Annotated in this window: 20 protein-coding genes; 11 read left to right on the forward strand and 9 right to left on the reverse strand. The window is 65.3% G+C overall.

What is annotated here, in order from left to right:
• The 5 genes from WHX56_RS15580 to WHX56_RS15600 all read right to left on the reverse strand — a co-directional run bounded on the left by WHX56_RS15580 (position 1) and on the right by WHX56_RS15600 (position 4,981).
• Positions 1-840 carry an ABC transporter permease gene (locus WHX56_RS15580; RefSeq protein ID WP_287753352.1) on the reverse strand — a complete coding sequence of 280 codons (840 nt, stop codon included), beginning with the start codon at positions 838-840 and terminating at the stop codon, positions 1-3.
• Positions 837-1,844 carry an ABC transporter permease gene (locus WHX56_RS15585; protein ID WP_129240492.1) on the reverse strand — a complete coding sequence of 336 codons (1,008 nt, stop codon included), beginning with the start codon at positions 1,842-1,844 and terminating at the stop codon, positions 837-839. The genes WHX56_RS15580 and WHX56_RS15585 overlap by 4 nt, the downstream gene beginning before the upstream one ends.
• A gap of 91 nt (positions 1,845-1,935) precedes the next feature.
• Positions 1,936-3,510 (reverse strand): ABC transporter substrate-binding protein, encoded by a 1,575-nt coding sequence (locus WHX56_RS15590; RefSeq protein ID WP_338878304.1) that lies wholly within the window; start codon positions 3,508-3,510, stop codon positions 1,936-1,938.
• 248 nt (positions 3,511-3,758) lie between these two features.
• Positions 3,759-4,487 (reverse strand): FadR/GntR family transcriptional regulator, encoded by a 729-nt coding sequence (locus WHX56_RS15595; protein ID WP_129240490.1) that lies wholly within the window; start codon positions 4,485-4,487, stop codon positions 3,759-3,761.
• 227 nt (positions 4,488-4,714) lie between these two features.
• Entirely contained in the window at positions 4,715-4,981 is a 267-nt protein-coding gene (locus tag WHX56_RS15600) for a hypothetical protein (RefSeq protein WP_338881784.1), read from the reverse strand.
• 100 nt (positions 4,982-5,081) lie between these two features.
• Between WHX56_RS15600 and hemN the strand changes: the two genes are divergently transcribed.
• Complete coding sequence (hemN, locus tag WHX56_RS15605; protein ID WP_338878305.1) at positions 5,082-6,512, forward strand: oxygen-independent coproporphyrinogen III oxidase; 1,431 nt, start codon at positions 5,082-5,084, stop codon at positions 6,510-6,512.
• Positions 6,513-6,544: 32 nt separating this feature from the next.
• Here hemN and WHX56_RS15610 read toward each other — a convergent pair whose 3' ends face one another.
• On the reverse strand, positions 6,545-7,288 hold the full coding sequence (locus WHX56_RS15610; protein WP_129240488.1) for a response regulator transcription factor: 744 nt from the start codon (positions 7,286-7,288) through the stop codon (positions 6,545-6,547).
• Positions 7,289-7,465: 177 nt separating this feature from the next.
• Between WHX56_RS15610 and rfbD the strand changes: the two genes are divergently transcribed.
• From rfbD to ptsP, 7 genes are all read left to right on the forward strand, one after another.
• Positions 7,466-8,377 carry a dTDP-4-dehydrorhamnose reductase gene (gene rfbD / locus WHX56_RS15615; protein ID WP_338878306.1) on the forward strand — a complete coding sequence of 304 codons (912 nt, stop codon included), beginning with the start codon at positions 7,466-7,468 and terminating at the stop codon, positions 8,375-8,377.
• A 310-nt stretch (positions 8,378-8,687) separates the two neighbouring features.
• Positions 8,688-10,640, forward strand: a complete 1,953-nt coding sequence (gene thrS, locus WHX56_RS15620) for a threonine--tRNA ligase (protein ID WP_129240486.1) — start codon at positions 8,688-8,690, stop codon at positions 10,638-10,640.
• 20 nt (positions 10,641-10,660) lie between these two features.
• The gene (infC, locus tag WHX56_RS15625) at positions 10,661-11,212 is read left to right on the forward strand and encodes a translation initiation factor IF-3 (RefSeq protein WP_076812461.1); all 552 of its coding nucleotides are present in this window, start codon (positions 10,661-10,663) and stop codon (positions 11,210-11,212) included.
• 153 nt (positions 11,213-11,365) lie between these two features.
• Complete coding sequence (gene gshB, locus WHX56_RS15630) at positions 11,366-12,334, forward strand: glutathione synthase (protein WP_129240485.1); 969 nt, start codon at positions 11,366-11,368, stop codon at positions 12,332-12,334.
• 16 nt (positions 12,335-12,350) lie between these two features.
• Positions 12,351-12,752 carry a PTS sugar transporter subunit IIA gene (locus WHX56_RS15635; protein ID WP_129240484.1) on the forward strand — a complete coding sequence of 134 codons (402 nt, stop codon included), beginning with the start codon at positions 12,351-12,353 and terminating at the stop codon, positions 12,750-12,752.
• Positions 12,753-12,862: 110 nt separating this feature from the next.
• On the forward strand, positions 12,863-13,132 hold the full coding sequence (locus tag WHX56_RS15640; RefSeq protein ID WP_043545224.1) for an HPr family phosphocarrier protein: 270 nt from the start codon (positions 12,863-12,865) through the stop codon (positions 13,130-13,132).
• A 103-nt stretch (positions 13,133-13,235) separates the two neighbouring features.
• Positions 13,236-14,945, forward strand: a complete 1,710-nt coding sequence (gene ptsP / locus WHX56_RS15645) for a phosphoenolpyruvate--protein phosphotransferase (RefSeq protein ID WP_129240636.1) — start codon at positions 13,236-13,238, stop codon at positions 14,943-14,945.
• A gap of 174 nt (positions 14,946-15,119) precedes the next feature.
• Here ptsP and amt read toward each other — a convergent pair whose 3' ends face one another.
• Both amt and WHX56_RS15655 read right to left on the reverse strand, forming a co-directional pair.
• The gene (gene amt / locus WHX56_RS15650) at positions 15,120-16,358 is read right to left on the reverse strand and encodes an ammonium transporter (protein WP_129240483.1); all 1,239 of its coding nucleotides are present in this window, start codon (positions 16,356-16,358) and stop codon (positions 15,120-15,122) included.
• A 32-nt stretch (positions 16,359-16,390) separates the two neighbouring features.
• A complete protein-coding gene (locus WHX56_RS15655; protein WP_043545226.1) occupies positions 16,391-16,729 on the reverse strand; it encodes a P-II family nitrogen regulator in 339 nt (112 codons plus the stop codon).
• Between the two features lie 679 nt (positions 16,730-17,408).
• Between WHX56_RS15655 and WHX56_RS15660 the strand changes: the two genes are divergently transcribed.
• Positions 17,409-17,711 carry an ArsR/SmtB family transcription factor gene (locus WHX56_RS15660; protein ID WP_062680702.1) on the forward strand — a complete coding sequence of 101 codons (303 nt, stop codon included), beginning with the start codon at positions 17,409-17,411 and terminating at the stop codon, positions 17,709-17,711.
• A 63-nt stretch (positions 17,712-17,774) separates the two neighbouring features.
• Positions 17,775-18,737, forward strand: a complete 963-nt coding sequence (locus WHX56_RS15665; RefSeq protein ID WP_338878307.1) for a zinc-dependent alcohol dehydrogenase family protein — start codon at positions 17,775-17,777, stop codon at positions 18,735-18,737.
• Positions 18,738-18,747: 10 nt separating this feature from the next.
• Here the strand turns inward: WHX56_RS15665 and WHX56_RS15670 are convergent, their stop codons facing one another.
• Positions 18,748-19,329: a CGNR zinc finger domain-containing protein gene (locus WHX56_RS15670; RefSeq protein WP_338878308.1), complete on the reverse strand. Its 582-nt coding sequence runs from the start codon at positions 19,327-19,329 to the stop codon at positions 18,748-18,750.
• Between the two features lie 94 nt (positions 19,330-19,423).
• Between WHX56_RS15670 and WHX56_RS15675 the strand changes: the two genes are divergently transcribed.
• On the forward strand, positions 19,424-20,359 hold the full coding sequence (locus WHX56_RS15675) for an alpha/beta hydrolase (RefSeq protein ID WP_338878309.1): 936 nt from the start codon (positions 19,424-19,426) through the stop codon (positions 20,357-20,359).
• Positions 20,360-20,429 lie beyond the last annotated feature (70 nt).

Consider the following 20,429-nt stretch of genomic DNA (forward strand, 5'->3'; position numbering starts at 1 on the left):
CTAGTCGCCGCGCTTGCGCAGTTGGGGGTTGAGCGCGTCGTTCAGGCCCTCGCCGATCAGGTTGATGGCCAGCACGGTCAGCAGGATGGCCACGCCGGGCCAGACGCTCATCCACCAGGCCTCGCGGATCATGGTGCGCGCCGCGCCGATCATGAAGCCCCAGCTCATCAGGTTGCGGTCGCCCAGGCCCAGGAAGGACAGGGCGGATTCCGTCAGGATGGCGGTCGCCACCATGAAGGAGGCCGACACGATGATGGGCGACATGGCGTTGGGCAGTATCTGGGTGCCCACGATGCGGGCCGGCGTCTGCCCGATCACGATGGCCGCCTGCACGAATTCGCGCTGCTTGAGCGTCATGAATTCCGACCGCACCAGGCGCGCCGCGGGCGGCCACGATACGACCGCGATGGCGCCCATGATGGAATAGATGGAAGGGCTCAGGATGGCCACCAGCACGACGGCCATGGCCAGTTGCGGAATGGTCTGGAAGAATTCGGTGAAGCGCATCAGCGCGTCGTCCATCCGCCCGCCGCAATAGCCGGCCACCGCGCCCACCAGAATGCCGAAGACCAAGGCCACGGCGGTCGACAGCAGGCCCACCATCAGCGATACCCGCGCGCCCCACACCAGGCCGGCCGTGATGTCGCGGCCCAGCATGTCGGTCCCGAAGGGATAGTCGGCATTGGTGAAGGGCGGGATCAGCGGATCGGCCACCATCATCCACGGCGACTCTTCATACAGCAGCGGAGCGGCCAGGGCCACGATGACCACGATCAGCATGATGGCCAGGCCGGCCACCGCGCCGTAATTGCGCATATAGCGCCGGGCGAATGCCTTCATGCTGCGGCTCCTTGCTGCGCGCCCGCGGCGATGCGCGGATCGATGAGGCGGTACAGCACGTCGGTCGCCAGATTGAATACGACGACCATGATGGACGTGACCAGGAAAATGCCCAGCAGCAACTGGTAGTCGCGCTGCAGCAGCGCGTCGAACATCAGCCGGCCGATGCCGGGCCAGGCGAAGACGGTCTCGGTCAGCACCGCTCCGCCCGCCATCTGGCCCAACTGGATGCCGGCGAACGTGATGACGGGCAGCAGCGCGTTGCGCAGGACGTGGGCGCGGATCACGCGGCCGGGGCTCACGCCCTTGGCGCGGGCCGTCTTCACGAAGTCCATTCCGATCACTTCCAGCATGGAGGCGCGGGTCAGCCGCACGTACACGGCCATGAAGAAACAACCCAGCGTCACCGTCGGCAGGATGAGGTGCTGCGCGATGTCGCCGGCGCGGGCCCATCCGGACAGTCCGGCGCCGACGGTTTCCATGCCGAAGGCCGGCAGCCAGCCCAGCACCACCGAAAACAGCAGGATGCCCATCAGCGACAGCCAGAAGAGCGGCGTGGCGTAGAGCAGCAGGGCGCCCGTCATGACCGAACTGTCGATCCAGCGGCGCTTGTTGCGGTAGCGGGCCTTGGCGGCCACCACGCCCAGGAACACGCCCAGCACGATGGAGAACACGAAGGCGCACGACATCAGCAGGAAGGTGGCCGGCAGGCGTTCCACGATGAGGTCCAGCACCGGCACGTGGTTGCGGTACGAAAAGCCCAGGTCCAGTTGGACCACGCCCTTCAGGTACAGCAGCAACTGGGTCATGATGGGCTTGTCCAGGCCGAAGGCCACGCGCAACTGTTCGACATAGGCGGCATCGCCCGCGCCGGCCTGGCCTGCCAGCACGGCGGCGGGGTCGCCCGGCGCCAGACGGATCAGGAAGAAATTGATGATCACCACGCCCAGCACGACCACCAGGGCCTTGCCGACGCGGGACACGAGGAAAGACAGGAATTTCATGCTTGGGCTCCTCCGTGGACGGGCGCCGTGCTTGCGTCGCGGCCGCAGGGAGCGCCGCCGCGATTGCCCGCGGCGGCGCTCCCCTCGACGCTTACTTCTCGATGTACACGTCGTCGAACGTCTCGTTCAGGCCGATGGCGGTCTTGACGAGGTTTTTCACGTTGGCGCGATACAGCGTCGGGAACTCCATGTCCACCAGGAAGCCGTTGGCGATTTCATCGACCAGCGTGGTCTGCAGCTTGGTGTAGATCTCCTGGCGCTTGGCGGAATCCACTTCCGAGGCGGCGGCCTCCCAGAGCTTGTCGGTCTCGGGGTTGCTGTAGCCCTGCACGTTGGCGAAGGGCGAGCCCTTGACGATGTTCGACGAGATATAGAGGCGCTGCACGCCCAGCGCGGGGTCGCCGTACTGGTAGGTGAAGGTGGTCGTCATGTCGAAGTCCCAGTTGCCGGTGCGGCTGGCCCAGCCGCCCGCGTCGGTGGACTCCACGTTCACCTTGAAGCCCAGTTGCTCCAGGGCCTGCTTGGTGTATTCGCCCAGCCGGTCCCAGGTGGAGCCATAGGGAAAGCTCAGTTGGCGGATCGTGTAGTCCCCGGGCTTGATGCCGGATTCCTTAATCAGCGCGCGCGCCTTCTTCATGTCGAACGCCAGCGGCGGCATGTTCTTGTCGTAGAACATCTCGGTGGTGACGAAGGGGCTGGTGGAGACCTTGCCCAGGCCGAAGAAGATGTTGTTGACCACCAGGTTGCGGTTGATCGCGGCCATGACGGCCTGGCGCACCTTCAGGTTGTCGAAGGGCGGCTTGCGCATGTTGAAGATCAGGTAGGCCTGGGGCGAGAACATCTCCCAGCCGGCCGTGGTGTATTCCACCTTGGGCAGCGCGCGCAGGCGCTTAATGTCGACGTTGTCGACGTCGCCGCCGCGCAGCACGTCCACGCTGCCGCGCTCGAATGCCACCGAACGCGAGGCGGCGTCGGGAATGACGTTGAACACCAGTTCGTCGAGGTAGGGCTTGCCCGGTTTCCAGTAGTCGGGGTTGCGGGTCAGCTTGATGTATTCGCCGCGCTTCCATTCCTTGAACATGAAGGGACCGGTGCCGACCGGCTTCTGGTTGGCCGGGTTGGTCATGTAGTCGGTGCCGGCGTAGAGATGCTTGGGCATGATGGGGGCGAAGCCCGGCTCGAACATCAGCATGAAGGCGGGGAAGGGCGACTTCAGCTTGACCACGACCGTCTTCGCGTCCGGCGCCTGCACCGAATCCACGAACTTGTTCAGGATCACGCGCGCGCGGGCGTGGGTCTTGGGCAGCATGTCCGCCAGCGAAAACACCACGTCCTCGGCGGTGAAGGGCTTGCCGTCATGCCACTTGACGTTCTCTTGCAGGTGGAAGGTATAGGTCAGCCCGTCCTGCGAGGCCTCCCAGGACTTGGCGAGGCCGGGCTGCGGCTTCAGTTCGGTGGAGTAGGTCAGCAGGCTTTCGTAGATCTTGCCCGCGACGAATTGCGTGGGGCCCTGCTGGTTGATGGCCGTGACGATCACGGGCGGCTCGGGCTGGACGATCATGTTCAGCGTGCCGCCCTTGGTCTGGGCCAGGGCCTGCGTGGCGGGCAGCGCGGCCGCTAGGACCAGTGCGCCGAGCTTCAAGGAGAACCATTTTTGCGATTTCACTGCGAGCCTCCGGGCTGGAAAAGGTGTGACAGGTGTCTGCCGGCGCGCGGCGGATGCCATGCACCAGCAAGCAAACCTCATGCCACCTGCGTTTTCAGGGGTACTGCGGGTGGAGCCGCTACAACAATGCTTCGTCTGGGTGCTTTTCAACGCGCCGCGCACCATTGCGGCGAAACCGGCGGTGCGCGGGAGGCGCGATCGAGAATGCGCTGCGGCATGGCGGTAACCTCGTGGGGATGGAACGGGCGCTATCGGGGGCTGTTGTCCTCGCCGAAGTCCTCCCGCAGGCGAGCCAGGATGCCGAGCAGGTGCGCATGCATGGCGTGGCGCGCGCGGATCGGATCGCGCGCCTGGATGGCGATCAGAATGCGTTGATGCTCGGCCTCGGCCGCGGCCCAGACCTTGGTGTTGACGAAGTAATCCTGCATGCGGCTGTACACCGAGCTTGCCTGCGTCAGTTCCCACAGCCGGGCCACCGCGGCCGCGACCGCGGCATTGCCGCAGGCGGCGGCGATGGCGTTGTGGAATTCGCGGTCGTGCCGGCCGGGGGAATCGGTCAGCGACATGCCTTCATGGGCGTCGCGGATGGCCGCGATCTGGGCCGGCGAGGCCTGTTGCGCGGCCATGCCCGCGCACTCGGGTTCGATCAGCATGCGCGCCTCCAGCAGGTCGAACGGGCCGATGTCGTCGTGTTCGGTCGCGGCGCGTCCGGGGGCGCCCAATGCCGAGGGAAACCCGGCGCCTTCCCGGGTGACGAATACGCCCGTGCCCACGCGCACGTCGACATAGCCTTCGATTTCAAGCGCGATCAGGGCTTCGCGGATGGATGCGCGGCTGACCTGGAGCCGCTCGGCCAATTCCCTTTCGGACGGCAGCCTGCCGCCGCGGGGGAATTCGCCCGCCCGGATCCGGCCGGCGATCTGGTCGGCGATCACGCGATACAGGCGGGTGACGGCAACGGCTTGGTAGGTGCTCATCTGTCGGAGTCGCGAGAACGCATGCCAGTGGTCAGGCCACCAATATAGGCATCCCCTCATTGAATAAGAAGGGAAATTTCATGCTTCGAGGGAAAACGATCACAGGGATTCCACCTCTTTCGCAGCGGTGGTCAGGCCAGCTAGGGCGGTGTGATCCAGAAGGGGGGAGGGGGAAGGGGTGTCATGGCGCGGGCGCGCCGGCCTGGGCCGGCGCGCCCGGCAGCGGCCTACCGGGCTTCGCCGTCCGGCTCGGGCGTCTGGGTGAAGGCGCGCACCAGGCGGGCGATGCCGTCCAGTTCGTCATGCGCGCCTACTACCCATTCGGGGGTTTCGAAGGGGCTGTCCGACGGGGCGTCCTCCAGGCCGGCCTTCAGGTCGTTGAGCAGTTCCAGCGCCATGCCGGTGGCCTGGGGACTGCTGCGGGTGGAAAGGGCGATGGCGATCGCCAATGCCTGGCGCATGGCCAACAGGCGGCCATCCAATTCAGTGCCCATGGTGGTGTCCTCGTTGTGCGGCTTGAATGGCTGCATTTTACGTGCCAAGGTTTGCGCAAGATCAAAGGGGGGTGGCCGGCACGGGGGAATAATTCAGGGTATGCAAGCCGCCCTACGTCCTTTACCGCCAGAAACCCAGGCCCCCGCGGTCGCCAAGCCCTTTTTTCCGCCCCAGTTGCTGGCCAGGCTGGACAAGAACGGGCCCCGTTACACCTCCTATCCCACCGCGGACCGGTACCACGCCGGTTTCGGCGAACTGGACTACCGGCTGGCGCTGCGGCAGCGGCGCGCCACGAGTCCGGACGAGCCCCTGTCGCTCTACGTGCACATCCCCTTCTGCGAGTCGGTCTGTTACTACTGTGCCTGTAACAAGGTGGTGACCCGCCACCATGACCGCGCCGCCCGCTACCTGGACGCGCTCGCCGCCGAGATCGGCTTGCACGTGCGGGAACTGGGCGAGGGCGTGCCCGTGTCGCAACTGCATTTCGGCGGCGGTACGCCCACTTTCCTTTCCGATGCCGAACTGGCCCGCCTGATGGCGGACCTGCGCCGCGCGTTCCGCTTCGAGCCCGACGCCGAACTGTCGGTCGAGGTGGATCCGCGCACGGCGACGCCCGAGCGGCTGGCCTACCTGCGCGAACTGGGCTTCAACCGCCTGAGCTTCGGCGTGCAGGATTTCGACCCGCGCGTGCAGGTGGCGGTGCATCGCGTGCAGTCCTTCGAGGACGTGCAGGCGCTGGTGCGCAGCGCCAGGGTGCTGGCCTACGATTCGGTCAACGTGGACCTGATCTACGGCCTGCCGCTGCAGACCACGGAATCCTTTGCCCGCACCATCGCGCAGGTCGTCGAACTGCGGCCCGACCGCATCGCGCTCTATGCCTATGCCCATCTTCCCTCGCGCTTCAAGCCGCAACGCCGCATCAACGAGGCCGACCTGCCGGACCGCGCCACGCGGGTCGGCCTGCTGGGCGCCGCCATCGACGGTTTCCTGAAGCAGGGGTACACCTACATCGGCATGGACCATTTCGCCCTGGATTCCGACTCGCTGGCGATCGCCAAGCGTCGCGGCGAACTGCATCGCAACTTCCAGGGCTACAGCACGCAGCCCGACCGCGACCTGGTCGCCCTGGGCGTGTCGGCCATCGGGCGCATCGGCGACACCTACAGCCAGAACGCGAAAGGGCTGGACGAGTACTACGCCGCCATCGAGGCGGGACGGTTCGCGGTCGAAAGAGGGCTCGCGCTGAGCGGGGACGATCTGGCGCGGCGCGAAGTCATCATGGACGTCATGTGCCAGGGCCGGGTGGATTTCGCGCGGATCGAGGCGCGCCACAAACTGCGGTTCGGCGACTACTTCAGCCAGGAGCTGCTGCAGATGGCCAATCTGGCCGAACTGGGCCTGGTCGACCTGCGGCCTGGAGAACTGCACGTGACCGGCCTGGGCTGGTACTTCGTGCGCGCCGTCGCCATGGCTTTCGACCGGTATCTGCAGTCGGCGGCCAGCGGCGCCAGCTACTCGCGCATCATCTAGGCGCCGCGGGCGATGGCGGCTGGCCGCCATCGTCAGTCATTCGAGAATTTCTCGCGCAGGTACAGCGCCAGCGACAGGTCGTCGGAAAGCTGCAGCTTGCGCATGGCGCAGCGCTTGTGCGTGCTGATGGTCTTCTTGCTGCGAACCAGCCGCGCCGCGATCTGCGTCACGGAAAGGCCCTGGCTGATGTGGCGCAGTATCTCCACTTCCGAGGCCGTGAGCGTCTCGTGCGGGGCGGTGGGCTCCCGGGCCTGGATCCTGCCGTCGTGCACCGACAGGAACGTATGCTTGCCGCCGAGCACGCCGCGGATCATTTCCGGCAGCAGGCCCATGCCCCATTGCTTGGCCAGATACCCGTTGGCGCCCGCGCGGAAGGCGGCGTACTGGGTTTCCTGGCGGTTGCCGGCCGAGAACGTGATGATCGCCATGTTGGGGTGATAGCGGCGCAGGCGCCGCAAGTAGCTCACGCCGTCCCAGGGTTCCAGGGGCAGGTAGAAATCCACCAGCGCCACGTCGCAGGGAGAATGGGACAGCTTTTCCAGCAGCCCTCGCGAGGAGGTTTCCTGGTGCAGGACCCGGAAGCCGGGCCGGCTTTCCAGGTAGGCGCCCACGCCCACCGCGATGACGGGATGGTCGTCGAGGATGGCGACGTTGACGACGGGCGGCGGGCGCGACATGAGCAGGTGCTGGCGCGTGCCGGGGAGGTCGCCGGCATCGGCGCGCGCGGGGGTCGAAGAGGGAAGCGCTTCGGTGTTCGGCGCTGAGACAGGTTTCATCTGTGCATCCACAGTCGGTTTGGGCGGAATGCCGGCGGCCGGCCCCGCGCTGGGTTTGCCATCGGTCCTAGATTCGAGTGGGCAGATTACGTTTTCGTCTGGCTATCCGCACAGGAAACGCGCCAAAATCGGACTGTTGCACCCTAGTGCGCTGGGCCGACCAGGCGGGCGGGAAGCATGCCAAAGAAGATTCTGCTGTTGGGCAGGGACGGGCAGTTGGGCTTCGAGCTGCGGCGCAGCCTTGCGCCCTTGGGCGAGGTCGCGGCGGCGGGCAGGCGCGATTGCGACCTGACCCATCCCTTGCAGTTGGCGCGGCTGGTCCGCCGGGAAAAGCCCGACGTCGTCGTCAATGCCGCGGCTTTCACCGCCGTCGAGCGCGCCGAAGAGGATCCGGTGCGCGCGATGCGGATCAATGGCGAAGCGGCGGGCGAGCTTTCCGCGCTCGCCGCCAGCCGCGGCGCGCTGATCGTGCACTATTCGTCCGACTACGTCTTCGACGGCGCCAAGCCCGGCCCGTACGCCGAGGACGACGCGCCGGCGCCCCTGAATGCCTATGGACGCAGCAAGCTGGCGGGAGAACGCGCCGTCCAGGCCGCGAATCCCGCCCACCTGGTGTTCCGGACCTCCTGGGTCTACGGGGTCGTGGGCGACAACTTCCTGAAGACCGTGCTGACGGCGCTGCGCCAGGCCAGGGCGCTGCGGGTGGTGGACGACCAGCGCGGCGCTCCGACGGGCGCGGCCTACATCGCCGACGCGACGGCGCTGGCCGTGGCGCGCTACCTGGAGAACGACGGGGACGGTTTTCCGTTCGGCCTGTACCATCTGGCGGCGGCGGGGGCGGCCAGTTGGCACGAATACGCCTGTTTCATCGCCGCGCAGGCCTGGCGCGCGGGCCTGCCGGTCGATTCGAGGCCGCAGGACATCGAGCCCGTGCCTTCGTCGCGGTATCCGGCCGCGGCGCGCCGACCCTCGAATTCCTGCCTGGACACCCGCCTGCTTGCCCGCGTGTTCGGCATCCATGCGCCGCCCTGGCAAGAGGGTGTGGCCCACGCGTTGGCAACCCTGGCCGGCTGCCGCGGCCTGGGGTAGGGGGCCATGCCGGACTGTCGCGCTTTCGCCACGGAAAAGACGTAAATAGTGCTACAATCGTCGACGATAAGCGCAGCTTTCATTGACTGCGCCCCGCACAGGCTCCAAGACCATGTTTTTCCCGCTGGCACGAACTACGACCCGGAACTTTCGCCCTATGTCGCGTTAGTTTTTTCGTGCGTCGGGTTTCTCCGTGTCAGGTCAGCGGCAGGACTCAGCAAGACAATCAACAGAACGCGGCTTCCAGGCCGCGTTTTTCGTTTCCGTTTTTTGATTTTCAGTTCCAAGAACCTCCCAGGAAATACTCCCGATGGTACAGATCACATTGCCCGATGGTTCGCAGCGCCAATATCCGGGGCCGGTAACGGTTGCCGAAGTGGCGCAATCGATCGGCACGGGCTTGGCGAAGGCCGCCCTGGGCGGGCGAGTCACGTTTGAGGGCGCGGAATCCAGGCTGGTCGACACCAGCTTCCGCATCGAGGGCGATGCCCGCCTGGCGATCGTGACCGCCAAGGACGCCGACGGCCTGGACCTGATCCGCCACTCCACGGCCCACCTGCTGGCCTATGCCGTCAAGGAGCTGTTTCCGGACGCCCAGGTCACCATCGGTCCGGTGATCGACAACGGCTTCTACTACGATTTTTCGTACAAGCGCCCGTTCACGCCCGAAGACCTGGCCGCCATCGAGAAGAAAATGGCCGAGCTGGCCAAGAAGGACGAAGTCGTCACGCGCGAAGAATGGTCGCGCGACGACGCCGTCGAATTCTTCAAGGGCATCGGCGAAAAGTACAAGGCCGAGATTATCGCCTCGATCCCCTCGAACGAGACGCTCAGCCTGTACCGCGAAGGCGACTTCGTCGACCTCTGCCGCGGCCCGCACGTCCCGTCCACGGGCAAGCTGAAGGTCTTCAAGCTGATGAAGGTGGCCGGCGCCTACTGGCGCGGCGACAGCAAGAACGAGATGCTCCAGCGCATCTACGGCACGGCCTGGGCGACCAAGGAAGAGCAGGAAGCCTATCTGCACATGCTGGAAGAGGCCGAGCGCCGCGACCACCGCAAGATCGGCCGCGAACTCGACCTGTTCCACTTCCAGGACGAAGCGCCCGGCCTGATCTTCTGGCACCCCAAGGGCTGGGCCCTGTGGCAGCAGGTCGAGCAATACATGCGCGCCGTGTACAACAACAACGGCTACCAGGAAGTCAAGGCGCCGCAGATCCTGGACCTGTCGCTGTGGAAGAAGACGGGCCACTGGGACAACTACCGTGAAAACATGTTCACGACCGAGTCCGAGAACCGCGTCTACGGCCTGAAGCCGATGAACTGCCCGGGCCACGTGCAGATCTTCAATTCCGGCCTGCACTCCTACCGCGAACTGCCGCTGCGCTATGGCGAATTCGGCCAATGCCACCGCAACGAACCCTCGGGCTCGCTGCATGGCATGATGCGCGTGCGCGGTTTCACGCAGGACGACGGCCACATTTTCTGTACCGAAGAACAGCTCCAGGACGAATGCGCCGACTTCACGGCCCTGCTGCAGAAGGTCTACCGCGACTTCGGCTTCACCGAAGTGCTGTACAAGGTCGCCACGCGTCCTGAAAAGCGCATCGGCTCGGACGAAGTCTGGGATACGGCCGAACAGGCGCTGATGGAAAGCCTGCGCCGCACGGGCTGCGAATTCGAGATTTCGCCCGGAGAAGGCGCGTTCTACGGCCCGAAGGTGGAATACACCCTGAAGGACGCCATCGGCCGCCACTGGCAATGCGGTACGATCCAGGTCGACTTCTCCATGCCCGTGCGCCTGGGCGCCGAGTACGTGGACCAGAACGACCAGCGCCGCCCGCCGGTCATGCTGCACCGGGCGATCCTCGGTTCGCTGGAGCGGTTTATCGGCATGCTGATCGAAAACCACGCCGGCGCGATGCCCCCTTGGCTGGCCCCGGTGCAGGCCGTCGTATGCTGCATTTCCGAACCTTCCGCCGATTATGCGGCGGAAATCACGCAAAGCCTGAAAAAACAAGGCTTTAGAGTAGAGTCCGATTTGCGTGGTGAAAAAATCACTCGTAAAATTCGGGAGCACAGCCTGCAAAAGGTGCCGTACATCCTTGTCGTCGGCGACAAGGAGAAACAAAACGGCACCGTAGCCGTGCGCGGTTTGGGCGGATTGGACCTTGGCGCCATCGCATTCGACGACTTCGTCGCGCGCTTGTCCGAGGATGTGTCCACCCGCCGCGACGTCGTCAACCCTGACAGCAGCGCTGCTTAACATTTCTAGGAGCTTTCAACATCGCCACTGAAAAAGCCAATCGCATCAACGGTGAAATCCGCGTCCCCGAGGTGCGCCTGATAGGTCTGGACGGAGAACAGCTCGGCATCGTCAAGATCGCCGACGCATTCCGTCTTTCCGAGCAAAACGACGTGGATCTGGTGGAAATCGCGCCGAACGCCGAGCCGCCGGTCTGCCGTTTGATGGACTACGGCAAATTCAAGTACCAAGAGCAGAAGCGCCAGGCCGAAGCCCGTTCCAAGCAAAAGGTCATCCAGGTCAAGGAAGTCAAATTCCGTCCGGCCACCGACGAGGGCGACTACCAGGTCAAGCTGCGCAACCTGCGCCGCTTCCTCGAGGAAGGCGATAAGGCCAAGGTGACGCTGCGTTTCCGCGGCCGCGAAATGGCCCACCAGGAACTCGGCATGCGGGTGCTTGAACGTGTGCGCGACGATCTGCTGGAACTTGCCCAGGTCGAAGCCATGCCTAAGCTCGAAGGCCGTCAGATGGTCATGGTGCTGGCGCCCAAGAAGAAGGCCGTGCCCGCGGGCAAGCCCGAATCGGCGGCCTGAGCTCCAGCCTCGGCCTCTTGGGAGGCCCGGCCGCTCGTTCAACCCGCCGTCCGCTCCGTGGACCGGCGGGTTCGCTTATTGGGCGGCTCTGCGCTACGATGTCACAAAGCCGCCTTCCCGCGAGGGAAGGCGGCGTCCGTTCAGGGTGTCGCGATGCACGTTTTGTTCGTTTTGGATCCCTTGCCGCTGCTGAAGGCGTACAAGGACAGCTCAGTCGCCATGATGCGCGCCCTGGTGGCGCGCGGCCATACGCTCAGCGTGGCCATGCAGGGCGATCTCTACATCGAGGGCGGCACGGTCAAGGCCGTCGCCACGCCCATCGAACTGGCCGCGGACGCCGATCTGCACGGCCACGACTGGTGGCGCGAGTCCGCCGCCCAGGATCTGCCGCTGGCGGAATTCGGCGCGGTGGTCATGCGCAAGGATCCGCCGTTCGACATGGAATACGTGTATTCCACCCACCTGCTCGAATACGCCGAGGCGCAGGGCGCCAGGGTATTCAACGGCGGCGCCGCGATCCGCAATCACCCGGAAAAGCTGGCCATCACCGAAATCAGCGAGTTCACCGCGCCCACGCTGGTGACCCGCAACATGGCCCGCCTGAAGGCCTTCCATGACGTGCATCATGACGTCATCGTGAAGCCGCTGGACGGCATGGGGGGCACCGGCGTGTTCCGGCTCCAGCCCAAGGACCCGAACCTGAACGCCATCCTGGAAACGCTGACGGACAACGGCGCGCGCACCATCATGGCGCAGCGCTACATCCCCGACATCGTCAAGGGCGACAAGCGCATCCTGCTGATCGGCGGCGAACCGGTGCCGTACTCGCTGGCCCGCATCCCGCTGGCCGGAGAAACGCGCGGCAACCTGGCGGCCGGCGGACGCGGCGTCGCCCAGGCGCTGTCGCCGCGCGACCGGGAAATCGCCGAGGCCGTGGCGCCCAAGCTCGCCGCGCGCGGCCTGCTGCTGGTCGGCCTGGACGTCATCGGCGATTACGTCACCGAAGTCAACGTCACCAGCCCCACCTGCTTCGTCGAGATCGCGGAACAGACTGGCTTCGATGTCGCGGGCATGTTCGTCACGGCGCTGGAAAAAGCCGTGGCGGCCAAAGCCTCGGCCTGAACTCCCGGAATCCGCCATGACCACGGGTATTGTCATCGTCGTGCACGCGCCCCTGGGCGCGGCGATGCGCGAATGCGCCAGCCACGTCATGGGCAACCTTGACGGCATGCTGGCCATTCACGATATCCAGCCCGAAGACAGGCCGGACGATCTGGCTCCGGACGTCCTGAAGGACATCCTGGAGCAGGAGCATGGCGCCGGGGTGCTGGTGCTGACCGACCTGATCGGCGCCACCCCCGCCAACATCGCCAAGCGGGCCGTCGCCGACGCCCAGGCGCAAGGCATCCAGTGCTGTGTGCTGGCCGGGTTGAACACCCCCATGCTGCTGCGGGCCCTGACCTATCGCGGCCTGCCCTTGGCCGAAACGCGCGAAAAGGCCCTGGCCGGGGGAGTGCAGGGCGTCTTGCGTGTAGACTGACGGGCGGAAATTTGCCCTATTATGTCGGCTGATATTTTCATGCCGGTGAGCGGTTCGACGTTTTGCTGCAATCCATACTGCGGCGCCAAGCCGCGGTCATAATATTCCCTATGCCTAATACAGACATCGTCATCAGCAATAAACTGGGCCTGCACGCCCGGGCGGCCGCCAAACTGACGCAACTGGCGAGCAAGTTTTCCAGCGAGATCTTCATCTCGCGCGGCGCGCAGCGCGTGAACGCCAAGAGCATCATGGGTGTCATGATGCTGGCGGCCGGGCTGGGCGTGACGGTCAGGCTGGAGGCTTCGGGCAACGATGCCGAGCAAGCCCTTTCCGAAATTGAAACACTGTTCGACAGCAAATTCGGTGAGCAGGAATAGAACATCTTCTGAATCCGCCGGCCTGAACGCACGCCAGGCCGGCTCGTCTGCGACCCTCACGGACACACACGACGGGGCTGGCTCTGCCAGCCCCGTCGTGTGTCTGTACGGCAAAGGCGTAGCCAAGGGATACGCGATCGGGCGTGCCGTCGTCATGGGCGCCGCGGCGCTCGAGGTCGCGCACTACCGCATCTCGCCCGAGGACATTCCGGCCGAAAGCAGCCGGCTGACCGATGCCTTGGCGTCGGCGCAGCAGGAACTGCTGCAACTGGCCGAGACCTTGCCGGCCGACGCGCCGCGCGAGCTGGGCGCCATGTTGAACGTGCACAGCCTGCTGCTGGGCGATCCGCTGCTGGCCGAACAGACGCTGGCCCTGATCGCCGAACGCCACTACAACGCCGAATGGGCGCTGACCACGCAGGGCCAGATCCTGGGGCAGCAGTTCGACGCGATGGAGGACGAGTACCTGCGCGAACGCGGGGCCGACGTGCGCCAGGTCATCGAACGGGTGCTGCACGTCCTGGCGGGCTCCTCGGCGATCCTGCCCGACATGTCCCACATGGGGGGCGACGATGCGCTGGTGGTCGTGGCCCACGACATCTCGCCCGCCGACATGCTGCGGCTGCGCGGGGGGCGCTTCGCGGCCTTCGTGACCGACCTGGGCGGCCCCACCTCGCACACCGCGATCGTGGCGCGCAGCATGGGCGTGCCCGCCGTCGTGGCCATGGGCAACGTGCGCGAACTGGTCCGCGACGGCGACATGCTGATCATCGACGGCGCCGCCGGCGCGGTGATCGTCAACCCGTCCGACCGCATCCTCCAGGAATACCGCCGCCGCCAGTCCGCCTACGCGGACGAGCGCGCCGAACTCAGCCTGCTGCGCGACGAGCCGTCGGTCACCCTGGACGGCATCGACATCGTGCTGCACGCCAATATCGAACTGCCGGAAGAGGCCGCCCTGGCGCTGGCCTCCGGCGCGCACGGGATCGGGTTGTTCCGCAGCGAATTCCTGTTCATGGGGCGTCCGGACCTGCCGGGCGAGGAAGAACAGTACGAAGCCTATTCGTCCGTCGTGAAAGTGATGGCCGGGCGGCCCGTCACGATCCGGACGCTGGACATCGGCTCGGACAAGACGCTGGACGGCGAGGCCACCGTGGCCACCAATCCCGCCCTGGGGCAGCGCGCCATCCGCTATTGCCTGGCGCGCCCGGAAATGTTCGCGACCCAACTGCGCGCCATCCTGCGGGCGTCGGCCCACGGCCCGGTGCGCCTGCTGATCCCGATGATCGCCCACATGCACGAGGTCGTGGCGACCAAGGCGGCCATCGAATCCGCCCGCCGCGAACTCGACGCCCGCGGCCAGGCCTATGCGCCGCACATGGAGGTGGGCGCCATGGTCGAGGTGCCCGCCATCGCCATCGCGATCGAGCCCTTTGCCCAGGCGCTGGACTTCCTGTCCATCGGCACCAACGACCTGATCCAGTACACGCTGGCGATCGACCGCGGCGACCACGACGTGGCCGCCCTGTACGATCCGCTGCATCCGGCGGTGCTGCGCCTAGTGGCCCACACCATCAACGCGGGCGAGCGGGCCGGCAAGCCGGTCGCCGTGTGCGGGGAAATGGCGGGCGATTCGCGCATGACGCGCCTGCTGCTGGGCCTGGGCCTGACCGAGTTCTCCATGCACCCGCAGCAGTTGCTCGACGTGAAGCGCGAAGTGCGCCGCGCGCATTCCAACGCCTTGCGCGTCAAGGTGGCGGCCGCCCTGAACCGCGCCTTGCCGGTAGACCTGGACGCGCTGGGCCCAGGCTGAAGCGCGCTTCGGCCGGGGAATGGAAAAAGCCCGAGACCACAAAGGTCTCGGGCTTTTGTTTACCGCTTCGCAACCAATCGCTGCTACCTCATCCAGGCCGCGATGGATCCAGCTCCGCCGGTCCATACGCGGCGCCCCTCGAGGGGGAGGCGCCAAAGGCGCCTCGGGGGTGGGCTAACTATGATATGCGGATTCGCCGTGGCTCGTGACATCCAGGCCTTCGCGCTCCTGGTCTTCCGGCACGCGCATGCCGCACAGGGCGTTGGCGATCTTGTAGGCGATCCAGGCCACCACGCCGGACCAGACGATGGTCAGCAGCACGCCTTCGAGCTGGACCCACAGTTGATGGCCGATCATGCCGGCCTCGGCCAGGCCGGGGCCGCCGAGGACCTGCGCGTTGAACACGCCCGTCAGCAGGGCGCCGACGATGCCGCCCACGCCGTGCACGCCGAACACGTCCAGCGCGTCGTCGGCGCGCAGCAGGCGCTTCAGGCCGTTCACGCCCCAGACGCAGACCGTGCCGGCGACCACGCCGATGACCAGCGCGCCCACCGGGCCAACCAGGCCGGCCGCGGGGGTGATGCCCACCAGGCCGGCGATCGCGCCGGAGGCGGCGCCCAGCATCGAGGGCTTGCCCTTGACGGCCCACTCAGTGAACAGCCAGGCCAGCACGGCGCCGGCGGTGGCGATCATGGTGTTGAAGAAGGCCAGCGTGGCGTTCTCGTTGGCGGCCAGCGCCGAGCCCGCGTTGAACCCGAACCAGCCCACCCACAGCAGGGCGGCGCCCACGAACGTCATCGGCAGGTTGTGCGGCTGCATCGCCTCGCGGCCGTAGCCCACGCGCTTGCCCACTACGTACGCGCCCACCAGGCCGGCCACGCCGGCGTTGATGTGCACCACGGTGCCGCCGGCGAAATCCAGCGCGCCCTTGGCGTTGAGCAGCCCCGGCGCGGTTTCGGACGCGAACCACACCATGTGGGCGATGGGTATGTAGGCGAACGTGAACCAGATCACCGTGAACACCAGCACCGCCGAAAAGCGCGCGCGTTCGGCGAAGCTGCCGACGATCAGCGCGCAGGTGATGCCGGCGAACGTGGCCTGGAACGACGCGAAGAGCAGCTCCGTCAGGGTGTTCGACATGGCGTACGAGCCGTCGGCCGGCGTGAACATGCCGGAGAAGAAGGCGCGCGACAGGCCGCCGAAGAAGGCGTTGCCCTCGGTGAACGCGAGGGAGTATCCGTAGATGAACCAGAGAACCAGGCCCAGCACGAACGTGCACAGCACTTGCAGCAGCACGGACAGCACGTTCTTGCTGCGTACCAGGCCGCCATAGAACATCGCCAGACCGGGTACGGCCATCATCAATACAAGCAGGGTAGAGACGAGCAACCAGGAGATATCTGCTTTATCCATTTTCAGGCTCCATTGAGTTTTTATTTATTCGTTCAGAGCGCAGCTTCGCCGGCTTCGCCTGTTCTGATCCGGATCACTTGTTCCAAAGGCGCGGCGAAGATCTTGCCGTCGCCGATCTTGCCGGTGCGGGCGGCCATTTCGATCGCCTCGATGACCTGGTCGACGAGGTGGTCGGGCACGGCGGCCTCGACGCGCAGCTTGGGCAGGAAGTCGACGGCGTATTCCGCGCCGCGATACAGCTCGGTATGGCCTTTCTGGCGGCCGAATCCTTTCACTTCAGTAACGGTCAGGCCCTGGACGCCGATCCCGGATAGAGCCACCCGCACTTCGTCGAGCTTGAAGGGCTTGATGATGGCGATGATGAGTTTCATGGCATTTCCTCTCATGGTTGCACGTTGGCCCTGGGTATCAAGCAAATTCCATGCCATATCGCGCAGCGCCGGAAGAAGACGGGGAGGGCCCGCAATTTGTGCTTGCAAGCACCAACCTAGTGCGCCGTGCACCGCGGCCGAGCTTCAAATTGGTGCGTGCGGAAGGGCGTCCAGGGCATGCAACCAAATATGTTCCAAACCCGTCATGTGTTGCGAATTGATGCGGCCCCAGTTGCGATTCATGTCGGCAGATGCTCCTAATTCGCGTGCTTGCCAAGAATGGGGAACGGCCCGCTCAGCCTTGCGGCGCATGGCTCCGCCCGGAAATACAGGGCGCCCGGCGGGCCGCCGGCGGGCGGTGAAACGGAGCGCGCAAGGCCTGGCTCGTGATACGAGGGTTTACACGCATCGGCTTGTTGCGCAAGGGCGGCTGAAGAAGAATCGACAACAGTTCAGGCCGTTCGACGGACGGCTCGGACCGCGGGCAGCGGTCCGGCGGGTATCGATGTTGGTAGGGGGTTGCCGCCATGGCAGCCCGGTTTTCTCCTGTGCTTTGAAGGGCGGTCACCGCATGCGGCCCGCCCTTTTTTTTTGCTTCCGCCCGCCCCGAGAGCCGCGAGTCCTGCTGGGTGGGGAAGGGCGTATTGACATATCGGGAAATTCCGATATTATCGCGTTCATGGATTTGCTCGAAGTATTCAAAGCCCTCTCGAACCGCACGCGTCTTGAAATCCTGAAAGGATTGAAGGATCCCGTGAACAGTTTCCCGCCGCAGGACGAAGGTGACGTGCTGACGGTGGGCGTTTGCGTCAGCAGCATCCAGGAAGGCGTCGGGCTGTCGCAGTCGACGGTGTCCGATTACCTTGCAACGCTGCAACGGGCAGGCCTGGTCGAGGCCAGGCGCATCGGTCAGTGGACCTACTACAAACGGAACGAAGCAGCCATCAGCGCGCTTGCCGAGATCATCGGGAAGGAGCTGTAGTTTTTTTTGCCTCTATATATCTGGAATTCCCGATATCCCTTTTTATCGAAATTAGGATCAACCATGAAAGCGATCGTATTGAAGTCATTTGGCGGCCCGGAATCGTTCGAGCTGCGCGACGTGCCCAAGCCCGTGCCGTGCGCCGGGCAAGTCCTGGTCCGGGTGCATGCCACCTCCATCAATCCCCTGGATTACCAGGTCCGGCGCGGCGACTATCCCGACCTGGTGCCGCTGCCGGCCATTACCGGCCACGACGTATCCGGTGTGGTGGAGGCGGTCGGACCGGGCGTGACGGCCTTCGTGCCCGGAGACGAAGTCTGGTACACGCCGCAAATATTCGACGGGCCGGGTAGCTATGCCGAGTACCACGTCGCTGCCGAAAGCATCGTCGGGAAGAAGCCTGCTTCCCTGAGCCATCTTGAGGCGGCGAGCCTGACCCTGGTCGGCGGGACGGCGTGGGAAGCGCTGGTTGCGCGCGCGGCGCTAAGGGTGGGGGAGAGCATCCTGGTGCACGGCGGCGCGGGAGGCGTCGGCCACGTGGCGATCCAGCTCGCGAAAGCGATCGGCGCAAGGGTATTCACCACCGTGCGCGACTCAAACATCGAATTCGCGCGCAGCGTGGGCGCCGATGTCGTCATCGACTACGAAAAAGAAGACTATGTCGACGCCGTCTTGCGGGAAACCGGGGGCCGCGGCGTCGATGTCGTGTTCGACACCATAGGCGGCAACGCCTTGTCGCGCAGCCCCGACGCGCTTGCGCAGTTGGGCCGGGTCGTCTCGATCGTGGACATCGCGCAACCGCAAAACGTTGTTCAGGCCTGGGGCAAGAACGCAAGCTATCACTTCGTGTTCACCAGGCAGAACCGCGGGAAGCTCGATGAATTGAGCGCATTGGTGGCGCGCGGCCAGCTACGGCCGCATGTGGGCGCGGTCTATCCGCTTGCCGACATTCCGCTCGCCCATGCCCGGCTGGAGCGTCCCAACAACGGCATCCAGGGAAAAATCGCGATTGCGGTCAAGCCGTAAGTGCGCGTCCTTATCCCTTCTTGCGCGACCGGAATGCCGCCACTTTCATCCGGTTGCCGCACACCGCCATGCTGCACCAGCGGCGCCGGTGCGACTTCGTCCTGTCGTGAAACATGAGCGTGCAGTCGTGCGCTTCACATTGCCGGACGAGATCCAGCGGCGCGTCGGTCAGCAGCATGACGACGGCCTGGGCAACGGGTTCGAGCAGGCTGGCGGCGTCCTCCTGGAGGCGCCGCCTTACCACCTTGAAAGCGTTGCTCGCGCTGTCCCACTCCAATTCCTTCGAGCGACGGCCGGCCCTGAGAACGTGGTTGACGATGCTGGCGTCAGCCTCTCCCCCCAGCTTGGCCGCGTTCAGCAAGCATTTTGCGCTTTCACGCAATTGAAGGGCGAGCTTCATCAGGCCCTTGGGGGGCGCCTCGATGCCGTGAGGAAGCACGCCGGCCAGCTTCAACCATGCCAGCACGGCATGGTCGTCGGTGAAGCACTCATGATGGGCCGGCCCCACGCCGAATTCACTGTTGATGAAGTCGAGCGCGAGGTCGTCCCCCACGAACAGCGGGGCCTTCTGGGCGGTTGCGTTTTCTGGCATTCCGCCAATGTAACCCAAAAAAAAGAATTTACCAGTTACTTATGCGTGGTGTAACCTTTAAAACTCGTTTATTGGGTTACGTGGAGATTTCGAGATGGCTACGAATGAACAGAAGGGAGCGGCCGGCGCGGCTGCGGCGTCGTTGACGGGGGGAGCGCTTGCGGCGGGCCGCCAGGTCCACCACCGGTTCGAGCAGGTGGGGGATGTAAAGGTGTTCTATCGGGTGGCGGGCGACCGGCGGGCGCCGGCGGTGCTCTTGCTGCACGGGTACGCGGCATCGTCGTTCATGTACCGCAACCTCATTCCGCTGCTTGCGGACAGGTACTACGTGATCGCGCCGGATCTGCCGGGCTTCGGATTCACCGAGGCGCCCGCCCGCGGGCAATATGCCTACACGTTTGACCAGCTCGCCAGGACCATCGGGCAGTTCACCGAGCAGTTGCGGCTGGAGCGCTACGCCATGCAAGTCTTCGACTACGGCGCTCCCGTGGGCTGGCGCCTCGCGGTGGCGAATCCGTCTCGCGTCAGCGCCATCGTTTCGCAGAATGGGAACGCCTATGAGGAAGGGCTGGGTCCGGGCTGGGCCCAGATCCAGGAGTATTGGAAGAAGCCGTCGCAAGCGAACCGCGATGCGCTGCGCGAGTTCTCCACGCCCGCCTCCATCGAGTGGCAGTATCTGGAAGGCGTCCCGGACGCCACCCTGGTCGCGCCCGATGCCATCGCGCTGGAGAGCTTCCTGGTGTCCCGGCCGGGCAATGCCGAGGTCCAGCTCGATCTGCTCCTGGACTACGCGTCCAACGTGGAAAAGTACCCGGAATTCCAAGCCTACTTCCGCAAGCACCAGCCGCCCCTGCTGGCGGTCTGGGGCAAGAACGATCCGTTCTTCCTGCCCGCGGGCGCCGAGGCCTGGAAGCGCGACATCCCTGGCGCCGACGTGCGCTTCTACGACACCGGCCACCTGGCGCTGGAGACGCACGGCGCCCAGATCGGGGCGGTCATCCGGGCGTTTCTGGATGAAAACGTGAAGTGAAGGGCGGTAGCGCATGCGCGGCGGCGCTCCGACGCACTACACTTGAGGCATCAAGAACATAGTGAGGCCG

The organism is Achromobacter veterisilvae (assembly GCF_037619525.1).
GTDB classification, from domain to species: Bacteria; Pseudomonadota; Gammaproteobacteria; order Burkholderiales; family Burkholderiaceae_B; genus Achromobacter; species Achromobacter veterisilvae.